At 70.6% G+C, this 23,241-nt stretch carries 20 protein-coding genes and 1 pseudogene; 10 read left to right on the top strand and 11 right to left on the bottom strand.

Annotated elements, in window-relative coordinates; genetic code table 11:
• Nucleotides 1–27 precede the first annotated feature (27 nt).
• The 5 genes from B277_RS09525 to B277_RS09505 all read right to left on the bottom strand — a co-directional run bounded on the left by B277_RS09525 (nucleotide 28) and on the right by B277_RS09505 (nucleotide 5,506).
• Nucleotides 28–732, bottom strand: a complete 705-nt coding sequence (locus B277_RS09525; RefSeq protein ID WP_007927649.1) for an ABC transporter ATP-binding protein — start codon at nucleotides 730–732, stop codon at nucleotides 28–30.
• Nucleotides 733–737: 5 nt separating this feature from the next.
• Nucleotides 738–1,541: an ABC transporter ATP-binding protein gene (locus B277_RS09520; protein WP_007927648.1), complete on the bottom strand. Its 804-nt coding sequence runs from the start codon at nucleotides 1,539–1,541 to the stop codon at nucleotides 738–740.
• A 78-nt stretch (nucleotides 1,542–1,619) separates the two neighbouring features.
• On the bottom strand, nucleotides 1,620–3,287 hold the full coding sequence (locus tag B277_RS09515; protein ID WP_007927647.1) for a branched-chain amino acid ABC transporter permease: 1,668 nt from the start codon (nucleotides 3,285–3,287) through the stop codon (nucleotides 1,620–1,622).
• On the bottom strand, nucleotides 3,284–4,243 hold the full coding sequence (locus tag B277_RS09510) for a branched-chain amino acid ABC transporter permease (protein ID WP_007927646.1): 960 nt from the start codon (nucleotides 4,241–4,243) through the stop codon (nucleotides 3,284–3,286). Before B277_RS09510 ends, B277_RS09515 begins: the two co-directional genes overlap by 4 nt.
• 162 nt (nucleotides 4,244–4,405) lie before the next feature.
• The gene (locus tag B277_RS09505; RefSeq protein WP_238539392.1) at nucleotides 4,406–5,506 is read right to left on the bottom strand and encodes a branched-chain amino acid ABC transporter substrate-binding protein; all 1,101 of its coding nucleotides are present in this window, start codon (nucleotides 5,504–5,506) and stop codon (nucleotides 4,406–4,408) included.
• A gap of 340 nt (nucleotides 5,507–5,846) precedes the next feature.
• Between B277_RS09505 and B277_RS09500 the strand changes: the two genes are divergently transcribed.
• The 10 genes from B277_RS09500 (at nucleotide 5,847) to B277_RS09455 (ending at nucleotide 14,999) form a co-directional block, all read left to right on the top strand.
• The gene (locus B277_RS09500; protein ID WP_007927644.1) at nucleotides 5,847–6,242 is read left to right on the top strand and encodes a Rieske (2Fe-2S) protein; all 396 of its coding nucleotides are present in this window, start codon (nucleotides 5,847–5,849) and stop codon (nucleotides 6,240–6,242) included.
• A gap of 9 nt (nucleotides 6,243–6,251) precedes the next feature.
• Nucleotides 6,252–8,195: an excinuclease ABC subunit UvrC gene (uvrC, locus tag B277_RS09495; protein ID WP_007927642.1), complete on the top strand. Its 1,944-nt coding sequence runs from the start codon at nucleotides 6,252–6,254 to the stop codon at nucleotides 8,193–8,195.
• On the top strand, nucleotides 8,196–9,107 hold the full coding sequence (rapZ, locus tag B277_RS09490) for an RNase adapter RapZ (protein ID WP_007927640.1): 912 nt from the start codon (nucleotides 8,196–8,198) through the stop codon (nucleotides 9,105–9,107).
• A 2-nt stretch (nucleotides 9,108–9,109) separates the two neighbouring features.
• Nucleotides 9,110–10,060, top strand: a complete 951-nt coding sequence (locus tag B277_RS09485; RefSeq protein ID WP_007927633.1) for a gluconeogenesis factor YvcK family protein — start codon at nucleotides 9,110–9,112, stop codon at nucleotides 10,058–10,060.
• A gap of 55 nt (nucleotides 10,061–10,115) precedes the next feature.
• Nucleotides 10,116–11,099: a DNA-binding protein WhiA gene (gene whiA, locus B277_RS09480; RefSeq protein ID WP_007927631.1), complete on the top strand. Its 984-nt coding sequence runs from the start codon at nucleotides 10,116–10,118 to the stop codon at nucleotides 11,097–11,099.
• Between the two features lie 114 nt (nucleotides 11,100–11,213).
• On the top strand, nucleotides 11,214–12,221 hold the full coding sequence (gene gap / locus B277_RS09475) for a type I glyceraldehyde-3-phosphate dehydrogenase (protein ID WP_007927629.1): 1,008 nt from the start codon (nucleotides 11,214–11,216) through the stop codon (nucleotides 12,219–12,221).
• Between the two features lie 33 nt (nucleotides 12,222–12,254).
• Entirely contained in the window at nucleotides 12,255–13,463 is a 1,209-nt protein-coding gene (locus tag B277_RS09470) for a phosphoglycerate kinase (RefSeq protein WP_007927628.1), read from the top strand.
• Nucleotide 13,464: 1 nt separating this feature from the next.
• Nucleotides 13,465–14,256 (top strand): triose-phosphate isomerase, encoded by a 792-nt coding sequence (gene tpiA / locus B277_RS09465; protein WP_007927626.1) that lies wholly within the window; start codon nucleotides 13,465–13,467, stop codon nucleotides 14,254–14,256.
• 112 nt (nucleotides 14,257–14,368) lie between these two features.
• Nucleotides 14,369–14,614 carry a preprotein translocase subunit SecG gene (secG, locus tag B277_RS09460; RefSeq protein ID WP_007927624.1) on the top strand — a complete coding sequence of 82 codons (246 nt, stop codon included), beginning with the start codon at nucleotides 14,369–14,371 and terminating at the stop codon, nucleotides 14,612–14,614.
• Between the two features lie 34 nt (nucleotides 14,615–14,648).
• On the top strand, nucleotides 14,649–14,999 hold the full coding sequence (locus B277_RS09455) for an RNA polymerase-binding protein RbpA (protein ID WP_007927614.1): 351 nt from the start codon (nucleotides 14,649–14,651) through the stop codon (nucleotides 14,997–14,999).
• A gap of 9 nt (nucleotides 15,000–15,008) precedes the next feature.
• Here the strand turns inward: B277_RS09455 and pgl are convergent, their stop codons facing one another.
• The 6 genes and pseudogenes from pgl to tkt form a co-directional block, all read right to left on the bottom strand.
• A complete protein-coding gene (gene pgl / locus B277_RS09450; RefSeq protein WP_007927604.1) occupies nucleotides 15,009–15,740 on the bottom strand; it encodes a 6-phosphogluconolactonase in 732 nt (243 codons plus the stop codon).
• A complete protein-coding gene (locus tag B277_RS09445) occupies nucleotides 15,737–16,858 on the bottom strand; it encodes a glucose-6-phosphate dehydrogenase assembly protein OpcA (RefSeq protein ID WP_007927593.1) in 1,122 nt (373 codons plus the stop codon). The genes pgl and B277_RS09445 overlap by 4 nt, the downstream gene beginning before the upstream one ends.
• A complete protein-coding gene (zwf, locus tag B277_RS09440; RefSeq protein ID WP_007927591.1) occupies nucleotides 16,855–18,399 on the bottom strand; it encodes a glucose-6-phosphate dehydrogenase in 1,545 nt (514 codons plus the stop codon). Before zwf ends, B277_RS09445 begins: the two co-directional genes overlap by 4 nt.
• Nucleotides 18,396–20,012 carry a glucose-6-phosphate isomerase gene (locus B277_RS09435; RefSeq protein WP_007927589.1) on the bottom strand — a complete coding sequence of 539 codons (1,617 nt, stop codon included), beginning with the start codon at nucleotides 20,010–20,012 and terminating at the stop codon, nucleotides 18,396–18,398. Before B277_RS09435 ends, zwf begins: the two co-directional genes overlap by 4 nt.
• Nucleotides 20,009–21,148: a transaldolase gene (tal, locus tag B277_RS09430; RefSeq protein ID WP_007927588.1), complete on the bottom strand. Its 1,140-nt coding sequence runs from the start codon at nucleotides 21,146–21,148 to the stop codon at nucleotides 20,009–20,011. Before tal ends, B277_RS09435 begins: the two co-directional genes overlap by 4 nt.
• Nucleotides 21,145–23,240: pseudogene (tkt, locus tag B277_RS09425) on the bottom strand (transketolase). The gene tal and the pseudogene tkt overlap by 4 nt, the downstream one beginning before the upstream one ends.
• Between the last annotated feature and the right edge of the window lies 1 nt (nucleotide 23,241).

The following is a 23,241-nucleotide window of genomic DNA, read 5'->3' as shown; positions in this document are numbered from 1 at the left end:
GTGACCCGAGCGACGAGGAGGACGAGATCAGTCCTCGCCGAGATACGCCTTGCGGACCTCGTCGGAGTGGAGGAGCTCCTGACCCGTGCCCTGGGTGACGATCTTGCCGACCTCGAGCACGTAGCCCTTCGTGGCGAGCTTGAGCGCAGCCCGGGCATTTTGCTCGACGAGCAGGATCGTGGTGCCCTGCTCCTGCAGGGTCTTCACCGTGGCCATGATCCGCTTCATCATGATCGGCGACAGGCCCATGGAGGGCTCGTCGAGCATGAGCAGCTTGGGCCGCGAGAGCATGGCCCGTCCCATGGCGAGCATCTGCTGCTCACCTCCCGAGAAGGTGCCGGCCGGCTGCGTGGAGCGCTCCCCGAGGATCGGGAAGAGCTCGTACGCCGCGTGCAGGTCCTTGGTGATCTCCTTGTCCCTGCGCCCGAAGGCGCCGAGGAGGAGGTTTTCCTCCACGGTCATCCGCGGGAAGATCCGCCGCCCCTCGGGGGAGTGGGCCAGACCGAGGCTGACGATCTGGTGCGCCGGCGTGGCGTCGATCCGCTCCCCGCGAAAGAGGATCTCGCCACCACTCGGGCGCAGCAGGCCCGAGATGGTGCGCAGCGTCGTCGTCTTGCCGGCGCCGTTGGTGCCGATGAGGGTGACCACCTCACCTTCGTCGACGGTGAAGGAGATGCCCTTGACGGCGATGATCTTGCCGTAGGAGACCTCCAGGTCCTTGACCTCGAGCATGGCGCTCATCGGTCGTCCTCCTCGTCCTCGACCGCGCTGAAGGTCGTGGAGACCTCGAGCGGGGCGACCTCTTCGTCCTCGTCGTCGGCGCCTCCGATGTACGCCTCGATGACCCGAGGATCGGACTGCACTTCTCCCGGGGTGCCCTGGACGAGCACCTCACCCCGGACGAGACACAGCACGCGGTCGCAGAGGTTGAAGATGAAGCGCATGTCGTGCTCGATGACGACGACGGCCAGGCCGGAGTCGCGGATCTTGAAGATCAGCTCCATGGCCTGCTCGGTCTCCCGAGGGTTCATCCCGGCAGTCGGCTCGTCGAGCAGCAGCACCTTGGGGTCGGTCGCGAGCGCTCGGGCGATCTCGAGACGTCGCTGGTCGCCGTAGGGCATGTTGCGGGCGAGCAGGTGCGCGCTCGAGCCGAGGCCGACGTACTTGAGCAGCTCGTGCGCCTTGTCGGTCGTCTCCCGCTCCTCCCGACGAAACTTCGGGCCCCGGATGATCGAGGTGAAGGCGCCGGAGGAGGTGCGGCAGAAGCGACCGACCATGACGTTTTCCAGAGCCGTCATGTTGCCGAAGAGACGGATGTTCTGGAAGGTGCGGGCCATGCCGGCCCGGACGACGGCGCGCGGCTTCGGGGGGATCTGCGTGCCGAAGAGGGAGACCTGCCCCTCGGTCGGCTTGTACATCCCGGTGAGGCAGTTGAAGAAGGTCGTCTTGCCGGCGCCGTTGGGGCCGATGAGGCCGACGATCTCTCCTTCGCGCACCTCCATCGACACGTCGTTGACGGCGACGAGGCCGCCGAAACGCATCGTGACGTTGCGGGCGTCGAGGATGACCCCGGCGCCCCCCCTTCGTCCCGTGCTCGGGCGGGGTGACGGTTGCGGTGCTCACTTGGCTGCCTCCAGCTCGTCGATGACCACTGTCTCGGCCAGGTCCTCGTCGTCGTCGTGGAACTCCAGCTGACGACGCTTGCTCGCCACGAGGCCTTCGGGACGCACGCGCATCATGACGACGAGCACGAGCCCGAACATCAGCAGTCGGTAGTCGTCGAGGAAGCGCAGCTTTTCCGGGAGGAACTTCAGCAGCGCGGCACCGATGAGGACGCCACCGACCGTGCCCATGCCGCCGAGGACGACCGCAGCCAGCAGGAAGGCCGACTCGAGGAAGATGTAGCTGTCGGGGGAGACCGCCTGGTCCATGTGTGCCTTGACCGTGCCCGCCATGCCGGCGAGCGAGGCGCCACCGGCGAAGGCGAGCAGCTTGAGACCGAAGACGTTGACGCCCATGGCCTCGGCAGCGCGCTCGTCCTCACGGATCGCCACCCAGCCACGCCCGATGCGGGAGTTGTTGAGATGGGAGAAGACGACGATGACGAAGACGATGAGGGCAATGAGCACGAAGTAGTAGTTGCCCGCCCTCGGGATGTCGATGCCGAGGATGTTGTGCGTCTCCCCGAAGTTGAACCCGAAGAAGTTCAGGTCCGGGATGGCGTTGATGCCGTTGGAGCCCCGGGTGATCATCGGGCCCGACGTGCCGTCGAGGTTGAACATCGCCAGGCGGAAGATCTCGCCGAAGGCGAGGGTCACGATGGCGAGGTAGTCACCCGAGACCCGCAGCGTCGGCGAACCGATGATCAGGCCGAGGATGCTCGAGACGATCGCGCCGATGACCATGACGACGAGGAAGGGCGGCTTCCACCCGATCGTCGCGAAGGCGGACATCGACATCGAGGCGCCGACGTACGCCCCGGCGCCGAGGAAGGCGATGTACCCGAGGTCGAGCAGTCCGGCGAGGCCCACGACGATGTTGAGCCCCAGAGCCGTGGCCGCGAAGATCAGCACGTTGCCGGCGATCGTCAGGTTGGCCTCGGACCCGCCCTGGGTGAAGGGGAAGGCCAGCGCCACGACGAAGGTCGCGAGCGTGAAGACCCGCCGGTGACGCATCGTCACACCGCCGAGCCACGCGGCCAGGTTGGACCGCGTGAGCGTCAGCGTCACGCCGATGAGCATCGCGACGAGGAGCACGAGGACCCATGGCTCGCTCTGCTTGAGGGCGTACTGCGCGGTGTAGAGCGCCGCACCCAGCAGGAGGGCGATGACGATGATCTCGACCCAGGCGGGCAGGACGACCGACGTCGGGTCGAGCACCTTGATCTCGGCGAGGAGGTAGCCGCCCGCCGTGACGAGGATCGCGCCGACGAGCGCGATCCACACGCCTTCGTTGGCATTGATGAGGCCGCCGGTCTCCGTGGTGATCGCCACGAGCGAGGCGATCGTGAAGATCAGCGCCGTGGCACCGATGGTCCGCAGACCGCGTGCCGGGTCGACGTACTCCTGCCAGCGACGAAGGGGGCCGGACGCGACGAGTGCGAGCACGAGCGCGACGACGCCGATGACCATGGCGTAGACCTGCAGGGTGACCGGCCAGAAGCGGACCGAGATGTCACCGAGGATGGGCTCGTAGCTCCACGAGAGCAGCCCGGAGACGACGAGGAGGACGGATCCGACGAGGGCGAGGAGGCCGCCGAGTCGGGGATTGCGGGACAGCGTCTTCATGCGCGGTCCACCACCTTTGCGCCCATGATGCCCTGCGGTCGGAAGACGAGGACGAGGATGAGGATCGAGAAGGCCCAGATGTCCTTCCACGGCGAGCCGCCGGGCAGGTACTGGATGGCGATGGCCTCGAGCACACCGAGGACGAGCCCGCCGACGACGGCGCCCTGGATGTTGCCGATGCCGCCGAGGACGGCGGCGGTGAAGGCCTTGAGGCCGTAGATGAAGCCCATCTTGAAGTTGATGTTCGTCGTCTGCAGGCCGTAGGCGACGCCGGCGATGGCGGCCAGCGCGGCACCGACCGCGAAGGCGGTGACGATCATGCGGTCGACGTTGATGCCCATGAGGCGCGCGGTGTCGGGGTCCTGCGAGACGGCCTGCATCGCGCGCCCGGTGCGGGTGCGGTTGATGTAGTACCAGAGGCCGACGGCGCAGATCGCCAGGCAGGCGATGGTGAAGAGCGCCGGGCGCTGCAGGGTGACGTCACCGAAGGTGAAGGCCTCGCCGGAGATGCCCTCGACCTGCGGGAAGACGACCTTCTGCTTGGCAGAGGGGAAGTCGAAGGGGTTGGCGTCGGAGATGAAGAGCGTCGGGTCGTTGTAGCCGACGCGGACGAGCTCCTGCAGGAAGACCGAGATGCCGATGGCCGTGATGAGGGGGGCCAGTCGAGGTGCATTGCGCAGGGGCCGGTAGGCCACGCGTTCCATGACGACCGCCACGGTCACCGATGCGGCGATGGCGCCGAGGAGGATGAGCGGCAGGGTCCACAGGGCGGTCTGCCCGGGGAAGAGGATGAGCGAGGTGGAGAGCGCACCGAAGGCGCCGATCATGAAGATCTCGCCGTGGGCGAAGTTGATGAGCTGGATGATGCCGTAGACGACGGTGTAGCCGACGGCGATGAGTGCGTACAGGGACCCGATGGTCAGACCGTTGACGATCTGCTGGGCGACTTGTTCCACGTGTCCTCCTGGGACGTGACCGCAGGTCGTGCGGCCACCACGTGTCGGGGGGTGTCGAGTGGTGTGTCGACTGACGTCGAGGAGTGTCTGCTCGCCGGTGGGGTGGGGACGCATGCGTCCCCACCCACCGGGTGACCTGATCGGGTGATCAGGTCAGGTCGATCACTTGAACTCCTCGGTGCTGACGTCCTTCCACTCGCCGCCCTTGACCTCGTAGGCCGTGAGCACGCGGGTCGTGTTGTCGCCGTACTCGTCGAAGGAGACCTTGCCGGTGACGCCGTCGAAGGAGACGTCCTTCATCGCGTCGATGGTCGCTTGGCGGGCGTCCTCGACCGTGTCGGCGTCCTTGAGCGAGACCTTCATGGCCTCGATGATCGACTGGCCGGCGTCGTAGGCGTAGGCGCCGTATGCCTCCGCCGGGTCGCTGTAGCCGGCGGACTCGTAGTCCTCGAGGAACTTCTTGCCGGCGTCGAGCTTGTTGGTCGGGGCGCCGACCGAGGTCGCGAGGTCACCGTCGGAGCCCTTGCCCGCGAGCTTGATGAACTCGGGGGAGAAGATGCCGTCACCGCCCATGAGCGGGACGTCGAGGCCACCGGCCTTGAGCTGCTGCGACAGCGGGGCGGCCTGCGGGTACTCACCGCCGTAGTAGACGGCCTTGGGGTTCTTCGCCTTGAGCGAGGAGACGACGGCGTCGTACTTGTCCTCGTCGGGGTTGATCGTCTCGGAGGCGACGATCTTGCCGCCGAGCTTCTTGTACTCGACGGAGAAGGCGTCGACGAGACCCTGGCCGTAGGTCTTCTTGTCGTGGACCGTCGCCAACTCCTTGATGCCGGCCTTCTCGTAGAGGTAGCGGGCGGCGAAGGGGCCCTGGACCGTGTCGGTGGTGCAGACACGGAAGTAGCTCGCGTAGACGCGCTCGGGCGAGTCCTCCGGCTTGGCGCCACGGGTGAGGGTCGGGTTGGTGTTGGCCGGCGAGACCATGGTGATCTTCGCCTTGTCGAGGATCGGCTGGACCGGGCCGGCGACGGAGGAGTTCAGGGTGCCGACGACACCGATGACGTCCTTGTCGGAGGCGAGGGTGGAGGCGGCGTTCTTGCCGACCTCGGGCTTGCCCTCGTCGTCCTGGGGGACGACTTCGATCTCCCAGTCGCCGAGGTCGCCGGACTCGTTGGCCTGCTCGGCCGCGAGCTCGACGGAGTGCTGGATCCCGAGACCGAGAGCGGACAGGTCTCCGGAGAGCGGCGCGATGACTCCGATCTTCACGACCTTCTTGTCGCCATCGCCCCCGCCCCCGTCCCCGCCGCTGTCGCCGCCGCGGGTCCCGCATGCGGACAAGGCCATGGATGCGACGAGGATGGTCGCACCAGTTGAGATGACGGAACGCCTGTTCACGTGTCCTCCTGATTAGGAATGGGGCCGTGCGGCCGCCGCCGGCAACTTCTGTGTCGCAGGCTGTGGAGGGAATGTAGGCCTCCGCGGGGCAGGTGCGGTCCCACATGGCAAGACCGTGTCCGGCTCGTTACCAAGTCCTGACGGAGCGCGCTGTGCGCGAGGTGAGTGGAAGCATGGCACCCCACGGACCAACTCGCACCCGGAGGTTGAGATGACGACGACACGACGCACGGCGATCGGGCTGGTGGCTGCGGCCGGAGGGGCCGGCACGCTCGCCGCCTGCGGTGGGGACGGCGGTGACGCCGGCGGTGCCTCGGGCGGCGGTGAGGCGGTGACCGTCCCCGTCGCGGAGGTGCCCGAAGGGGGTGGCGTCGTGCGTGATCGCGTCGTCGTCACCCAGCCGTCGGCGGGCGAGTTCAAGGCCTTCGACGCGACCTGCCCGCACCAGGGCTGCGCCGTCGACACGGTGACGACCGAGGCGATCATCTGCCCCTGCCACGACAGCCGCTTCGACCCCGCTGACGGCTCGGTGGTCCAGGGCCCGGCCACGGAGGGGCTCACCGCCCGGACCGCGACCGTCGACGGGGATGTCGTGAGCGTCTCCTAGGCTCGGGGGGTGGCAGATCCGGCGACCTACCGACCCTCCCCGGGCTCGATCCCGACCGACCCCGGGGTCTACCGATTCCGGGACGAGCACGGCCGAGTCATCTACGTCGGCAAGGCGAAGTCGCTGCGCTCGCGGCTGTCCTCCTACTTCCAGGACATCTCGGCGCTGCACCCGCGCACCTCGCGGATGGTGCGGACCGGTGCGAGTGTCGAGTGGACCGTCGTGTCGACCGAGGTCGAGGCCCTCCAGCTCGAGTACGCGTGGATCAAGGAGTTCGACCCGCGCTTCAACGTCAAGTACCGCGACGACAAGTCCTACCCCTATCTCGCCGTGACGATGGGCGAGGACTACCCCCGCGCGCAGGTCCTGCGCGGTGCCAAGCGCAAGGGGACGCGCTACTTCGGCCCCTACACGCACGCGTGGGCGATCCGCGAGACCCTCGACCTACTGCTGCGGGTCTTCCCCGTGCGCACGTGCAGCAAGGGCGTCTTCAGGCGTGCCGAGCAGTCCGGTCGGCCGTGCCTGCTCGGCTACATCGACAAGTGCTCCGCCCCCTGCGTCGGCCGGGTCAGTGCCGAGGAGCACCGCGCCCTGGCCCAGGAGCTGTGCGACTTCCTCGCCGGTGACACCGCCCGCTTCGTGCGCCGCCTCGAGCGGCAGATGAAGGCCGCGGCCGCGGACCTCGACTTCGAGCAGGCCGCCCGCCTGCGCGACGACGTCGCGGCCCTGACCAAGGCCCTCGAGAAGTCGGCGGTCGTCCTGCCCGACGGCACCGACGCCGACGTCTTCGCACTCGCCGACGACGAGCTCGAGGTCGCGATCCAGGTCTTCCACGTCCGCGGCGGCCGGATCCGCGGACAGCGGGGATGGGTCGCGGAGAAGGACGCCGAGGACCTGCCCGAGCTCGTCGAGCACCTGCTGCAGCAGGTCTACGGCGGCGAAGGGGGTGAGACCGTCCCGCGAGAGGTGCTCGTCCCCGTGCTCCCGCCGGACGCCGACGGCGTCTCGGCCTGGCTCGGCGATCGCCGCGGCAGCGCGGTGAGTCTGCGGGTGCCGCAACGTGGCGACAAGCGGGCCCTCATGGAGACCGTGGCGCGCAATGCCGAGCAGTCCCTCGCACGGCACAAGGTGGCCCGTGCCGGCGACCTCACCGCGCGCAGCCAGGCCCTTCAGGAGCTCCAAGAGGCCCTCGGGCTGGACGACGCCCCCCTGCGCATCGAGGGCTACGACATCAGCCACGTGCAGGGCAGCGACGTCGTGGGCTCGATGGTCGTCTTCGAGGACGGCCTGGTGCGCAAGGCGGAGTACCGACGCTTCATCGTCCGCGGAGACGTCGAGGGGCGCACCGACGACACCGCCGCGATGCACGAGGTGCTCACCCGGCGGTTCCAGCGACATCTCAATGACCGCGAGCGCGAGGCGACCGACCCGGAGACCGGGGAGGCCCGCCGCTTCGCCTACCCGCCCAACCTCGTCGTCGTCGACGGCGGTGCGCCGCAGGTGGCCGCCGCGCAGCAGGTCCTCGACGAGCTCGGCGTCGACGACGTCGCGATCGTCGGCCTGGCCAAGCGGCTGGAGGAGGTGTGGGTCCCCGGCGACGACCACCCGGTGATCCTCGCCCGCAACAGCGAGGCGCTCTACCTGCTGCAGCGGCTGCGTGACGAGTCGCACCGCTTCGCCAACACCTTCCACCGCGAGCGGCGCAGCAAGTCCATGACCCGCAGTGCGCTCGACGGGATCCCGGGGCTGGGGGAGTCGCGGCGCAAGGCGCTGCTCACGCGCTTCGGCTCCGTCAAGCGGATCCGGGCGGCCTCCGCGGAGGAGCTGGCGTCCACTCCGGGGATCGGACCCTCCCTCGCCGCCCGGATTGCGGCAGAGTTGTCCGCGCAGACCCCGACACCCGCCGTGAACCTCACCACCGGTGAGGTCCTCGACGAAGGAGAGCAGCCGTGAGTGAAGCCCCCCGTCGTCCCCGGTGCGGACGACGCCGCCGAGCCCGAGGTCGTCGTCGTCACCGGCATGAGCGGTGCCGGTCGGTCGACGGTCGGCAACGTCATGGAGGACCACGGCTGGTACGTCATCGACAACCTGCCCGTGAGCCTCATGCCCGACCTGCTCCACGTGAGCGTCGACCGCGGAGGTGACCTCGTCGGAGACGGTCGGGCCGCTCGGATCGGGATCGTCCTCGACGTGCGCGCCCAGGGCTTCGAGACGCTGACGGAGTCGATCCGGGTCCTGCGGGAGCGGGGCTGGCGCACCCACCTCATCTTCCTCGAGGCCACCAACGAGGCTCTCGTGCGGCGCTTCGAAAGCGTGCGGCGCCCGCACCCGCTCCAGGGCAAGGGGCGACTGCTCGACGCCATCATCCGTGAGCGCGAGGTGCTGGCCGAGGTGCGGGCCGAGGCCGAGAGCATCATCGACACCTCCGGGCTCAACGTGCACCAGCTGAGCCGCAAGATCAGTCCCCTCTTCCAGGCCGAGAGCTCCGACCGGCTGCGCCTGGCCGTGCTGTCCTTCGGCTTCAAGTACGGCGTGCCGCTCGACGCCGACTTCGTCTTCGACATGCGCTTCCTGCCCAACCCCTTCTGGGTGCCCGAGCTGCGTCAGCACACGGGGCAGGAGACGCAGGTCTCCGACTTCGTCCTCTCGCAGCCGGGCGCCCGGGAGTTCATCGACGGCGTCGAGGGCCTCATGACGCCCGTCATCGGGGGGTACCTCCGCGAAAACCGTCGGTACGTCACCCTCGCCGTCGGGTGCACCGGCGGCAAGCACCGCTCCGTGGCCATCGCCGAGGCTCTGGCCGCGCGCCTGGGGTCCGACCACGTCGCGACCTTCGTCGTCCACCGCGACCTGGGGCAGGAGTAGCCGTGGTCGACTCCTTGCGCACCTCGAAGGTCGTGGCTCTCGGAGGTGGGCACGGGCTCGCGGCGAGCCTGTCCGCCCTTCGCCTCGTCTGCGACCAGGTCACCGCCATCGTCACCGTCGCCGACAACGGTGGCTCGTCCGGCCGGCTGCGTGCCGACTACGACGTGCTGCCCCCCGGGGACCTTCGGATGGCCCTCACCGCACTCTGCGACGACAGCGAGTGGGGCCAGACGTGGAGCGACGTGCTGCAGCACCGCTTCACCGGCGACGGGGACCTCTCCGGCCACGCGCTCGGCAACCTGCTCATCGTCGCCCTGTGGCAGCTCCACGAGGACCCGGTGACGGGCCTGGACCTCGTCGGGCGCCTGCTGAGCGCTCGCGGCCGGGTCCTGCCGATGGCTGCGGTGCCGCTCGAGCTCGTCGCCGAAGTCAGCGGCCTCGACGCCACGGACCCGACGGTGGCGACGACGGTCCGTGGCCAGGTCGAGGTGGCCCGCACCAAGGGTCTCGTCGAGTCGATCTCCCTCGAGCCGGACAACCCACCGGCCCGCCCGGAGTCCGTCGCAGCGGTCGACGCCGCTGACCACATCGTGCTCGGCCCGGGGTCCTGGTACACGTCGGTGCTCACGCACCTGCTCGTGCCCGAGCTGCGCGACGCGCTGGTCCGGGCCAGGGCGCGCAAGGTGCTGACGCTCAACCTCGAGATGCACACGGCGGAGACACGCGGATTTTCGGCCACCCGGCACATCGAGACCCTGCACGACCTCGCGCCCGAGCTGCGCTTCGACACCGTGCTCGCCGACCCCCTGACGATCGAGGACCGTCACCGCCTCACCGACGCCTGCGAGCGACTGGGCGCCGAGCTGGTCGTCGCGCCCCTCTCCCGCCTGGACCACCGGGGCCAGCACGATGCGCTGCGCCTGGCGGCCGCCTATCGTGACATCCTCTCCTGATGCGCTGGCCCGTCCCCGGGCCGCTGCTGCCTGACAACGTGGAAGGAACCCGCCGATGGCGATGACCGACAAGGTCAAGGACGAGCTGAGCCGGTTCGAGGTGACCAAGACCTGCTGCCGCAAGGCGGAGGTGGCGAGCCTGCTGCGCTTCGCCAACGGTCTCCACCTCGTCAACCGACGCATCGTCATCGAGGTCGAGCTCGACACCGCCCAGGCCGCGCGCCGCCTCCGCCGCGACGTCAAGGAGCTCTACGGCTACGACTGCGACCCCATCCAGCAGCTCGCGGCCGGGGGGCTGCGCAAGGGCAGCCGCTACATCGTCCGGGTGAGCAAGGACGGCCAGGCGCTCGCCCGGCAGACCGGCCTCATCGATGCCGATGGTCGTCCTGTCCGGGGTCTGCCGCCGCGCGTCGTGGGCGGTTCCCCGTGCGACGCCGAGGCCGCCTGGCGTGGCGCTTTCCTCGCGCACGGGTCCCTGACCGAGCCCGGGCGCAGCTCGTCGCTGGAGATCACCTGCCCCGGTCAGGAGGCCGCACTGGCGCTCGTCGGCGCCGCACGGCGCCTCGGCATCCCCGCCAAGGCCCGGGAGGTGCGCGGCGTGGACCGCGTCGTCATCCGCGACGGTGACGCGATCGGCGCGATGCTCACCCGCCTCGGCGCCCACGACGCGGTCCTCGCCTGGGAGGAGCGCCGCATGCGACGTGAGGTGCGGGCGACGGCCAACCGCCTGGCCAACTTCGACGACGCCAACCTGCGGCGCTCGGCTCGGGCGGCCGTCGCTGCCGGGGCGCGGGTGCAGCGCGCCCTGGAGATCCTCGGCGACGACATCCCCGACCACCTGCGCGAGGCCGGTCAGTTGCGGCTGGAGCACAAGGAGGCCTCGCTCGAGGAGCTCGGCCAGCGGGCCGACCCCCCGATGACCAAGGACGCGGTGGCCGGGCGGATCCGCCGGCTGCTCGCCATGGCCGACAAGCGCGCCGAGGACGAGGGCATCCCCGGCACCGAGGCATCGCTGACCTCGGACATGCTCGACGGCTGACGTCGACCGCGACCTGGACACCCCTGCCGGCGGTGTGACGCAGGCCATAGGCTGGGTGGCGAACGGGGGCTGCCGCCGTAGTCCCGTGGACGCTGACGATCGGAGGCACCACCTGTGACTGTTCGAGTAGGGATCAACGGATTCGGCCGCATCGGCCGCAACTTCTTCCGCGCGGTCGAGGAGTCGGGTGCGGACGTCGAGGTCGTGGCCTTCAACGACCTGGGCGACGACGCGACCCAGGCCCACCTGCTGCGGTACGACTCGATCCTCGGCCGGTTCGGGGGGCAGGTCGACGTCGTCGAGGGTGGGATCGAGGTCGACGGGCGGCTCATCACCTCGCTCGCCGAGCGCGACCCGGCGCAGCTGCCGTGGGGTGACCTCGGCGTCGACGTCGTCGTGGAGTCGACGGGCTTCTTCACCGACGGCGAGGCGGCACGCGCCCACGTCGAGGCCGGTGCCACCAAGGTCGTCATCTCGGCTCCCGCCAAGAACGAGGACATCACCATCGTCATGGGGGTCAACGACGACCAGTACGACGGCACGCGGCACACGATCATCTCCAATGCCTCGTGCACGACCAACTGCCTCGCGCCGATGGCCAAGGTGCTCAACGACAGACTGGGCATCACCCGCGGACTCATGACGACGATCCACGCGTACACCGCTGACCAGAACCTGCAGGACGGCCCGCACAAGGACCTGCGACGCGCCCGAGCCGCGGCGCTCAACATCGTCCCGACCTCGACGGGAGCGGCCCGGGCGGTCTCGCTCGTGCTTCCCGAGCTCGAGGGCAAGCTCGACGGCTACGCCCTTCGCGTCCCCGTGCCGACGGGCTCGGCGACCGACCTGACCTTCGAGGCCGCCCGCGAGACCTCGGTCGAGGAGGTCAACGAGATCATGCGCGCCGCCGCAGCCGAGGGGCCGCTCGCCGGCCGGCTCGTCTACACGGAGGACCCGATCGTCTCGTCCGACATCGTCACCAACCCGGCCAGCTGTATCTTCGACTCCGGACTGACCAAGGTCATCGGGGACCAGGTCAAGGTCGTCGGCTGGTACGACAACGAATGGGGCTACTCCAACCGCCTCGTCGACGTCGTCACCCTCGTCGGCGCCTCCCTCTGACCTCCTCCCGACGGCCCCACCCGAAAGGCACACGTGAAGACCCTCGCTGACCTCGGCGACCTGCGCGGCAAGCGCGTCCTCGTACGCTCCGACCTCAACGTCCCGCTGGACGGCGCGACGATCACCGACGACGGGCGCATCCGCGCCTCGCTGCCGACGATCACCCAGCTCGTCGAGGCCGGTGCCCGCGTCGTCGTCTGCGCGCACCTCGGTCGCCCCAAGGGCGCGCCCGACCCGCAGTACTCGCTCGCGCCGGTCGCCGCCCGTCTGGGTGAGCTCCTCGGCAGCGAGGTCGCCTTCGCCAGCGACACGGTGGGGGAGTCGGCCCGGTCGGTCGTCGCCGGTCTGGCCGACGGCCAGGTGGCACTGTTGGAAAACCTGCGCTTCAACGCCGGTGAGACGAGCAAGGACGAGGCCGAGCGCGGCGCCTTCGCCGACGAGCTGGCCCAGCTGGCCGACGCCTACGTGTCCGACGGCTTCGGCGTCGTGCACCGCGCCCAGGCGTCGGTCTACGACATCGCGAGGCGGCTCCCTTCGGCCATGGGCGGGCTCGTGCGCACCGAGGTCGACGTCCTGCGCCGGCTGACGAGCGACCCGGAGCGGCCCTACGCGGTCGTCCTCGGCGGCGCCAAGGTCAGCGACAAGCTCGGCGTCATCGACAACCTCCTCGGCACTGCCGACCGTCTGCTCATCGGCGGCGGCATGGTCTTCACCTTCCTCAAGGCCCAGGGGTACGAGGTCGGCAACAGCCTCCTCGAGGAGGACCAGCTCGCGACGGTCACCGAGTACCTCGAGCGCGCCGAGCGCGACGGGGTCGAGATCGTCCTGCCCACCGACGTCGTCGCGGCGAGCGCCTTCTCGGCCGACGCCGACCACGAGGTCGTCGCCGCCGACGACATCCCCAGTGACCGGATGGGCCTGGACATCGGGCCCGACTCGGCGCGGCTCTTTGCGGACAAGTTGGCTGACTGCCGCACCGTCTTCTGGAACGGCCCCATGGGCGCCTTCGAGATGGCCCCGTACGCCGCCGGGACCGAGGCGGTGGCGCGGGCGCTCGTCGAGGCGACGAAGGGCGGTGCCCTCACCGTGGTCGGTGGCGGGGACTCCGCGGCCGCGGTGCGCCAGCTCGGCTTCGCCGACGAGGACTTCGGGCACATCAGCACCGGTGGCGGGGCCAGCCTCGAGTACCTCGAGGGCAAGCAGCTGCCGGGTCTGTCCGTCTTCACCGAGCAGGCGGGCTGACATGGCGACTCGCACCCCGCTCATGGCGGGCAACTGGAAGATGAACCTCGACCACCTGCAGGGCACCCATCTCGTGCAAAAGCTCGACTGGACCCTGCGCGACGCCAAGCACGACCCGGCGAGCGTCGAGGTCGCCGTGCTGCCGCCCTTCACCGATCTGCGCTCCGTGCAGACCCTCGTCGAGGGTGACCGGCTCGCGCTGCGCTACGGCGCGCAGGACGTCAGCCCGCACGACTCAGGCGCCTTCACCGGTGACGTCTCCGGCGCCTTCCTCGCCAAGCTCGGGTGCACGTACGTGGTCGTCGGCCACAGCGAGCGTCGCGAGGGCCACGGCGAGAGCGACGCGGTCGTCGCGAGCAAGGCCGTGGCGGCGTACCGGCACGGCCTCGTGCCGATCGTCTGCGTCGGGGAGGGCCTCGATGTGCGGCAGGCAGGCGAGCACGTCGCGCACGTCCTGACCCAGCTCGAGGGCAGCCTCGCCGGCATCACCGCCGAGCAGGCCGCGACCGTCGTCATCGCCTACGAGCCCGTGTGGGCCATCGGCACCGGTGAGGTCGCCACGCCCGACGACGCGCAGGAGGTGTGCTCGGCGATCCGTGGGCGTCTGGCGCAGCTGTACTCGCCCGAGGTCGCCGACGCCGTGCGCGTCCTGTACGGAGGCTCGGTGAAGTCGGGCAACGTCGCCTCGATCATGGCCGGTGCGGACGTCGACGGAGCCCTCGTCGGTGGAGCCTCCCTGCAGGCCGAGGAGTTTGCGGCGATCTGCCGCTACCAGCAGCACCTGACCACCTGACGGCACACGCGGTGCCCGGTCGGCAGCGGTTCCCGTGACGCGGGGTATCCTGAGCCGGGCGCCGTCGCCAGGTGGTGCCCGACCCAGTCCCGACCGACAAGGACCTGAACGCGTGAACGCCGTCCGCATCGGACTCCAGGTGATCCTCGTGATCACCGGCCTGATCCTCACCCTGCTCATCCTCATGCACAAGGGGAAGGGCGGTGGCATGTCCGACATGTTCGGCGGCGGCATGTCCGCGTCGCTCGGCAGCTCGTCCGTCGCCGAGCGCAATCTCTCCCGCTTCACGATCGTCGTCGGCCTGATCTGGTTCGCCGCGATCGTCGGCATCGGTCTCGTCGACCGCTTCGACGCCTGACGCGTCCCCCCTCCACACACACGAGGAGCACGACATGGTTGGTGGCAATGCGATCCGCGGCAGCCGCATCGGCGCCGGCCCCATGGGCGAGGCGGAGCGGGGCGAGGCCGCGCCGCGCACCTTCGTGACCTACTGGTGTGCCAATGGGCACGAGGTCACCCCCTCCTTCGCGGTCGACGACAGCGTCGAGGTCCCGGAGCAGTGGGAGTGCAAGTTCTGCGGACTGCCGGCCGGCCAGGACCGCGACAACCCGCCGGCCCCGCCGACGGCGGAGGTCTACAAGACCCACCTGGCCTACGTGAAGGAGCGCCGCTCCGACTCCGAGGGTGACGCGATCCTCCAGGAGCGGCTGGGTGAGCTGCGCGACCGCGGCCTGATCCAGTAGCGCCGCAGGTCAGGGGCGCCGCGACGCGGCGGCCTCGTCGACCAGCCAGAGCGTACGTCCCCGGGCCCTGACCCGGGCGGCGCTGCTCTCACCTGCCGGGGCGCCGGCCACTCCCTTCGCCACGGCCTCGGCCTTGTCCTCGCCGGCCACGACGAACCACACCTCACGGGCCCGCGACAGGCACCCCGTCGTCAGCGACACCCGCGTGGGCGGGGGCTTGGGGGAGTCGTGCACTGCGACGGCCAGCGCATCGTCGAGCAGCTGGGCCGGGTGCCCGGGGAAGAGCGAGGCGACGTGCCCGTCGGGCCCGACGCCGAGCAGCACGACGTCCCACTCCCCGCCGCCGTGCTCGCGCAGGGTGGTCTCGTACGCGGCCGCCGACTCCTCGGGAGAGGCGCTGGCATCCGGACCAGCGACCCGGTGGACGTGCTCGGGCAGCAGACCGAGCAGCCGCAGACCGGCGGCATCGTTCTGCACGTCGTTGCGATCCGGGTCGCCCGCCGGCAGGTAGCGCTCGTCACCCCACCAGACGTGCACCCGGGTCCAGTCCACGAGCAAGCGAAGGGGGTGACCGGACAGGGCGCCCACCACGGCCGACCCCATGGACCCGCCGGTCAGGGACAGGTCGGCCCTTCCACGGGCGGCCACTGCCTCCTGGACGACGGTGAGCAGCCGGGCCGCCGTCATCTCGGCGAGGGTCTCGCTGTCGGGGTGGACGAGGACGAGCGGCGTCGCGGTCATGCCGGGCTCTCGTCGAGCCGCTCGCGCACGGCGACCTTGACGGCCTCGGGCGAGCTGTCGGCGGCCTCGGGCTCGGCCTGGACCATCGCGCTGCGGATGGCCTCCTTCGACCTCTCGGCGAGCCGGACGGCGGTGCGCCGGGCATCGCTCGGGGAGGGGACGAGGCCCTGCTCGACCGCCTCGGTCATCGTCAGGCGACGACGGGTCACCTCCGGCAGGCCCCGCGTCAGGGCGTCCTCGTAGACCTCGTCGGGGTCGAGTCGTCGCAGCTCGTCGGCCAGGCACTCCGCGTCGGAGCGGGGGGCGAGGGCGATGGCCCGGCGCGGTTGCCCCGCTTGGTCGAGAGTCGCGGTGTCGCTCGCGGTGGGACGCACCAGGTCGATGGGTCCGGAGGCCCGCTCGAGCCGCACGCTCACCAGACCGGTGCCGTTGCGCGAGCGGATGATGGCGACGGGGCAGCGCAGTCGGTGGCGCAGCCAGCCGGCGATGAGGTCGGCCGAAGGGGAGTCCCCGGCCCCGACGACGGTCGCCGCGGTCACCGGCTCGAAGGGAGCCCGGTCCAGCGTCGTCGCGAGGAGGCCACGCCACAGCGTGATCCGGCTCCAGGCGAGATCCGTGTCGCCGGGCGCGTAGGTGCGGGCCAGCCGCTTGAGGGTTGGGCCGATGCTCGCCTCCGCGGAGGAGTCGGTGATGCGTCGCTGCGCCATCGCGCCCACGGGGTCCTGGGCCGGGTCCTTGGGAGCGTCGGTGGGCCACCATGCGACGACGGGGGAGTCCGGCAGGACGAGTGGGGTGACGACGCTGCGCGCGTGGCGGGTGAGCTCGCCGTAGAGGCGGAGCACGACGACCTCGGAGGCTCCCGCGTCGCCGCCGACACGGATCTGGGCGTCCAGCCGGGCCTTGCCGCGCGCGTTGGCGAGGATCACGCAGATGATCCGGGCCGGGTGCTGGTGGCTCGCGGAGTTGGCGACGGCGAGGGCCTCCTCGGCGTCGCCCTCCGGGACGACGACGACGAGGGTGAGCACGCGGCTGAGCGCCATCGCGCCCACGTCCTCACGGATCTCGATGAGCCGCTGGCTGATGAGCGATGTGCTGGCGCTCGGCAGGTCGACGATCACGGCATCCTCCAGGTGCGTCCGTCACGCTCCATCATCGCGTCGGCCGCGGGCGGTCCCCACGTGCCGGCGGGGTACTGCTCGACCCCGCTGCGCTGCCTGCCCCAGTACTGCTCGATCGGGTCGAGGATGCGCCAGGAGAGTTCGACCTCCTCGTGCCGGGGGAAGAGCGGCGGGTCGCCGAGGAGCACGTCGAGGATGAGCCGCTCGTAGGCCTCGGGGCTGGACTCGGTGAAGGCGCGGCCGTAGCCGAAGTCCATCGTCACGTCGCGCACCTCCATCTGGTTGCCCGGGACCTTGGCGCCGAAGCGCATGGTCACCCCTTCGTCGGGCTGGACCCGGATGACGACGGCGTTCTGCCCCAGCTCCTCGGTCTCGGTGTCGGTGAAGGGCAGGTGGGGCGCCCGCTTGAAGACCACGGCGATCTCCGTGACCCGGCGGCCGAGACGCTTGCCCGTGCGCAGGTAGAAGGGGACACCTGCCCAACGCCGGGTGTCGACGTCCAGGCGCATGGCCGCATAGGTCTCGGTCGTCGAGTCGGCGGCGACACCGTCCTCCTCGAGGTAGCCGATGACCTTGTCGCCACCCTGCCAGCCGGCGGCGTACTGCCCGCGGACGGTGGCCTCGCCGAGGTCATCGGGCACCTGGACGGCCGCGAGGACCTTTTCCTTCTCGGTCCGCAGCGCCGCGGCGTCGAAGCTCGTCGGCTCCTCCATCGCCGTCAGCGCGAGCAGCTGGAGGAGGTGGTTCTGGATGACGTCGCGCGCGGCACCGATGCCGTCGTAGTACCCCGCCCGACCGCCGATGCCGATGTCCTCGGCCATGGTGATCTGCACGTGGTCGACGTAGTGGCTGTTCCACACCGGCTCGAACATCTGGTTGGCGAAGCGCAGCGCCAGCAGGTTTTGCACCGTCTCCTTGCCGAGGTAGTGGTCGATGCGGAAGATCGCGTCGGGCGGGAAGACCTCCTCGACGATCGCGTTGAGCTCCTGCGCGCTCTCGAGGTCGTGACCGAAGGGTTTTTCGATGACGACGCGCCGCCACGAGTCCTCGGTGGGCGAGGCCAGCCCCGACCGCTGCAGCTGCTGGCAGACGGTGGAGAAGAAGCCCGGCGGGATCGACAGGTAGAAGGCGTGGTTGCCGCCCGTGCCGCGCTGCTCGTCGAGCTCGCGCACCGTCTGCGCCAGCAGGTCGAAGGCGGCGTCGTCGTCGAAGGTCCCCGGGACGAAGCGGAAGCCCTCGGAGAGGCTGCGCCACACCTCCTCGCGGAAGGGGGTGCGGGCGTGCTCGCGGACGGCGTCGTAGACGACCTTGCCGAAGTCCTGGTCGGCCCAGTCGCGCCGGGCGAAGCCGACGAGCGAGAAGCCCGGCGGCAGCAGCCCGCGGTTGGCGAGGTCGTAGATCGCCGGCATGAGCTTCTTGCGGGCGAGGTCGCCCGTCACCCCGAAGAGGACGAGGCTGCACGGCCCGGCGATGCGGGGCAGGCGCTTGTCGCGCGGGTCGCGCAGCGGGTTGACGTCGGCCGTGACCCGGGCCGGCCTCATGGCCGGTCACCTCGCAGCGCCGCGCCGACCCGAGCCAGGCCGGCGTCGTGGTCGGTGAGGTGCAGCACGAGCACGGGCCGACCGTGGTCGGCGAGCACCTGCCCGTCGCCACCGGCCTGGGCCGCGATGAACTCGCCCAGCGTGAAGTCGCGCCCGGGGACGGGCAGGTCCTCACGGGGCTCGTCGGTCACCTGGATGTACACCCCGGTGGCCGGCCCGCCCTTGTGGTACTGCCCGGTGGAGTGGAGGAAGCGTGGCCCCCACCCGAAGGTCACCGGCCGGTCGACCCGCTCGGCGAGGGCGTCTGCCACCTCGGCGAAGGGGGCATCGCCCTCCCGGTCGAGGTAGGCCATGACCGCGACGTAGCCGTGGTCGGGGTCGAGCTGGTCGAGCAGGGCCGTCACCGCCTCGTCGAGCGTGCTCGCCCCGCCGAGCCAGTCGCCACCGGCGTGGCTCACGGTCACCGGACCGTCGGTGAGGTCCGGCTCGCTCGCGGTCGCCCCGTCGCCGGACATGAGGTCGCGGGCGGCCTGCTTGGCGCTCTCGACGTCGGGCTGGTCGAAGGGGTTGATGCCGAGAAGTCGTCCGGCGACGGCGGTCGCGGTCTCCCACAGCAGGAACTGCGCCCCGAGGGAGCCGCCGACGTCGACCGTCGACGGGGCGACCGGCACCTCGTGCTCACCGTCGTCGGCGACGAGGCGCACGACGGTCGCATCGGCCGGGGGAGCGCCGGCGCCGGGGCGGTCGAGCACGACGGGCAGGAGGCCCTTGCCCTCCTTGCCGGTCGACTCCGCGATGAGCTGCTCGGCCCAGTCGCCGAGTCCGGAGATCAGCGTCCCGTGGTCGACGAGGTAGAGCTTGTCGCGCAGGGGCGAGGTGCCGCCCATCGCTGCGCCGAGACGCAGGGCCGGGTTGGCCTCGTCGTCCTCGGCGAGCAGGTCGGCCACGGACTCGGCGTCGTCGAGCAGGGCCTCGACGTCGGCTCCGGCGAGGCCGCTCGGGACGAGGCCGAAGGCAGTCAGGGCCGAGTATCGGCCACCGACGGACGGGTCCGCGGTGACGACGCGCTGGCCCTTGGCCCGGGCATCCTCCTCCAGGGGGCTGCCGGGGTCGGTGACGACGACGATCCGCGCGGCGGGGTCGATGCCGGCCTCGGTGAAAGCCTGCTCGAAGACCCGACGCTGGCTGTCCGTCTCGACCGTGGAGCCGGACTTGCTCGACACCACGACGACGGTGCGCTGCAGGTCGGTCGCGGCGGCCCGGACGACGTCCGGGTGGCTCGAGTCGAGGACGACGAGCGGGACGCCGGCCGTGGCGCAGATGACCTCCGGCGCCAGCGAGGAGCCGCCCATGCCGCAGAGCACGACCCGGTCGACGCCCTGCTCGGTCAGCTCGGCGCGCAAGGCCGCGATCTGGCCGACGAGGTGGCGCGAGGTCCGTCCGAGGCCGACCCAGGCGAGTCGCTGGGCGGCCTCCTCCTCGGCGGCAGGACCCCACAGGGTCGGGTCCTGCTCGAAGATCCGGCTCGCCACGCGATCCGCGACGAGGGCGGGGACGTGGGTCGTGACCGCGTCGGCTGCAGCACCCGCGGCGGCCACCGAGAGCGAGGTCACTTGGCCGCCTTGGCCAGTTCGGCGCTGACGCCGTCGAGCAGCTCGGCCCAGGCCTTCTCGAACTTCTCCACGCCCTCCCGCTCGAGCTGGGCGGTGACCTCGGTGTAGCTGATGCCCAGGCCCTCGAGGGCGTCGAGCACCTGCTGCGCCTCCTCGTAGCCGCCGGTGACCGTGTCGCCGGTGACCTCGCCGTGGTCGATCGTCGCGTCGAGGGTCTTCTCGGGCATGGTGTTGACCGTGTCGGCCGCCACGAGCTCGGTGACGTAGAGGGTGTCGGGGTAGGCGGGGTCCTTGACGCCGGTCGAGGCCCACAACGGACGCTGGCGGCGTCCCCCTTCGGCCTCGAGGCGCTGCCACCGCTGCGTGGCGAAGACCTCCTCGTAGGCCTGGTACGCGAGGCGGGCGTTGGCCAAGCCGGCCTTGCCCCGCAGGGCGCGGGCCTCGTCGGTGCCGATCTCGTCGAGGCGGCCGTCGATCTCGGAGTCGACCCGCGAGACGAAGAAGGACGCGACGGAGTGGATCTGCGAGATGTCCTTGCCGGCGGCGAGGGCCTGCTCGAGCCCCTCGACGTAGGCATTCATCACCGCGCGGTACCGCTCGAGGCTGAAGATCAGCGTGACGTTGACGCTGATGCCCTCGGCGAGGGTGGCGGTGATGGCCGGCAGGCCGGTCTCAGTCGCGGGGATCTTGATGTGGACCTGGGGGCGGCCCACGGTCTCGGCGAGCTGCTTGGCGACGACGGCGGTCTGCTCCGCGTCGTGGGCCAGGCGTGGGTCGACCTCGATGGAGACGCGCCCGTCGACCCCGTCGGTGGCTTCGTAGATCGGGACGAAGAGGTCGCAGGCCTCGCGCACGTCGTCGGTGGTGAGCGCGAAGACGACCTCGTCGACATCCTTGCCCTCGGCCGCGAGGGCGGTGAGCTGCTCGGTGTAGGCGTCGCCGTCGGCGAGGGCGGCCTGGAAGATCGACGGGTTGGTCGTCACGCCGACGATGCCCTTGGTGTCGATGACCTCCTGGAGGTTGCCCGAACGGAGCCGCTCACGGCTCAGGTCGTCTAGCCAGACCGAGACGCCTGCCTCGCGCAGCGCGGCGATCGGTGCGGGTGCGGTGGGGAGCTGGTCTGCCATGTCGATCATCCCTTCGCCTTCTTGATGGACGCCTTGGCCGCCTTGACGACGGCGGCCGGCGTGATGCCGAACTTCTCGTAGAGCGTGCCGGCGTCGGCCGACGCGCCGAAGTGGTCGATGCCGACGATCTCGCCCGCGTCGCCGACGACCTCGCGCCAGCCGAAGGGGGTCGCGGCCTCGACCGAGACACGCGCCCGGACGGCGGCCGGCAGGACCTTCTCCTTGTAGGCCTTCGACTGGGCGTCGAACCACTCGCGGCAGGGCATCGAGACGACGCGGGTGCCGATCTTGGCCTTCTCGAGCGTCGTGCGGGCCTCGAGCGCGACCGCGACTTCCGTGCCGGTGGCGACGAGGATGACGTCGGGCACCTCGGTGCTCGACTCGGCGAGGACGTAGCCACCCTTGGCCGCCCCCTTCGCCGCGGCGTACTCTGACCGGTCGACGGTCGGCGTGCCCTGACGGGAGAGCGCCAGCGCCGCGGTGGAGCGGTTCTTGAGGATCTGACCCCAGCACACGCTGACCTCGTTGGCGTCGCCCGGGCGGACGACGTCGAGGCCCGGCATGGCGCGCAGCGACGCGAGGTGCTCGATCGGCTGGTGGGTCGGGCCGTCCTCGCCGAGGCCGATGCTGTCGTGGGTCCAGACATAGGTGACTGGCAGCTGCTGCAGGGACGCCAGGCGCACGGCGGGGCGCATGTAGTCGGAGAAGACGAGGAAGGTGCCGCCGTAGACGCGGGTGAGGCCCTCGAGGGCGATGCCGTTCATCGCCATGCCCATACCGTTCTCACGGATGCCGAAGTGGAGGGTGCGGCCGTACTCGTCGCCCTTCCACGTGTCGGTCTGCTTGCTCTTGGGTGTGAAGGAGGGCTGGCCGTCCATCGTCGTGTTGTTGGAGCCGGCGAGGTCGGCGGAGCCGCCCACAGCTCGGGCATGACGTCGGCGAGGGCGGTGAGGACCTTGCCCGATGCGGCGCGCGTGGCCAGGCCCTTGGCGGAGGCCTCGAAGGTCGGCAGCGCCTTGTCCAGGCCCGCCGGGACCTTGCCCGCGACGACACGGTCGAGCAGCTCGGCGCGCTCCGGGTTGGCCTTGCGCCACGCGGCGAGGCGCTTGTCCCACTCCTTGTGGGCCTCCTTGCCCCGCTTCTTCACCGCGCGGGTGTGGTCGAGGACGGCCTTCTCGACGGCGAAGGACTTCTTCGGGTCGAAGCCGAGCAGCTCCTTGGTGGCCGCGACCTCGTCCTCGCCGAGCGCGGAGCCGTGCGAGGCGCCGGTGTCCTGCTTGGTCGGGGCCGGCCAGGCGATGATCGTGTGCAGCACGATGAGCGTGGGGGCCTTCGTGTTCTTCTTCGCCTGCTGGGTCGCGGCGAGCAGGGCGTCGATGTCCTCGACGTAGGCCTTGCCGTCACCGGTCTTGCGCCAGTCGACGTCGATGACCTCCCAGCCGTAGGCCCGGTAGCGCGCACCCACGTCCTCGCTGAAGGCGATGTCGGTGTCGTCCTCGATGGAGATCTGGTTGGCGTCGTAGATGACGTTGAGGTTGCCGAGCTCCTGGTGGCCGGCGAGCGAGCCGGCTTCTGCGGAGACGCCCTCCTGCATGTCGCCGTCGGAGGCGAGGCACCAGATCGTGTGGTCGAAGGGGGAGGTCCCCGGCTTTGCGTCGGGGTCGAAGAGACCGCGCTGGCGGCGCTGGGCCATCGCCATGCCGGTGGCGGAGGCCAGTCCCGACCCGAGGGGGCCTGTGGTGATCTCGACGCCCGCGGTGTGGTGGACCTCGGGGTGGCCCGGGGTGAGGGAGCCCCAGGTGCGCAGGGACTTCAGGTCGCTGAGCTCGAGCCCGTAGCCGGAGAGGAAGAGCTGGACGTACTGGGTCAGCGAGGAGTGACCGACCGACAGGACGAAGCGGTCGCGCCCCAGCCAGGCCGGGTCGGACGGGTCGTGCGTCATGACCTGCTGGTAGAGCAGGTAGGCGACGGGGGAGAGGCTCATCGCCGTGCCGGGGTGGCCGCTGCCGCACTCCTGGACGGCGTCGGCGGCCAGGAGGCGACCGGTGTCCACGGCGCGCACGTCGAGGTCGCTCCAGCCGGCCTTCTTCGCCACCGGCATC

Source organism: Janibacter hoylei PVAS-1, from assembly GCF_000297495.1.
Taxonomy (GTDB): domain Bacteria; phylum Actinomycetota; class Actinomycetes; order Actinomycetales; family Dermatophilaceae; genus Janibacter; species Janibacter hoylei.
The sequence above is the reverse complement of the archived record's forward strand: the minus strand, read 5'-3'. Positions and strand labels throughout refer to the sequence as shown.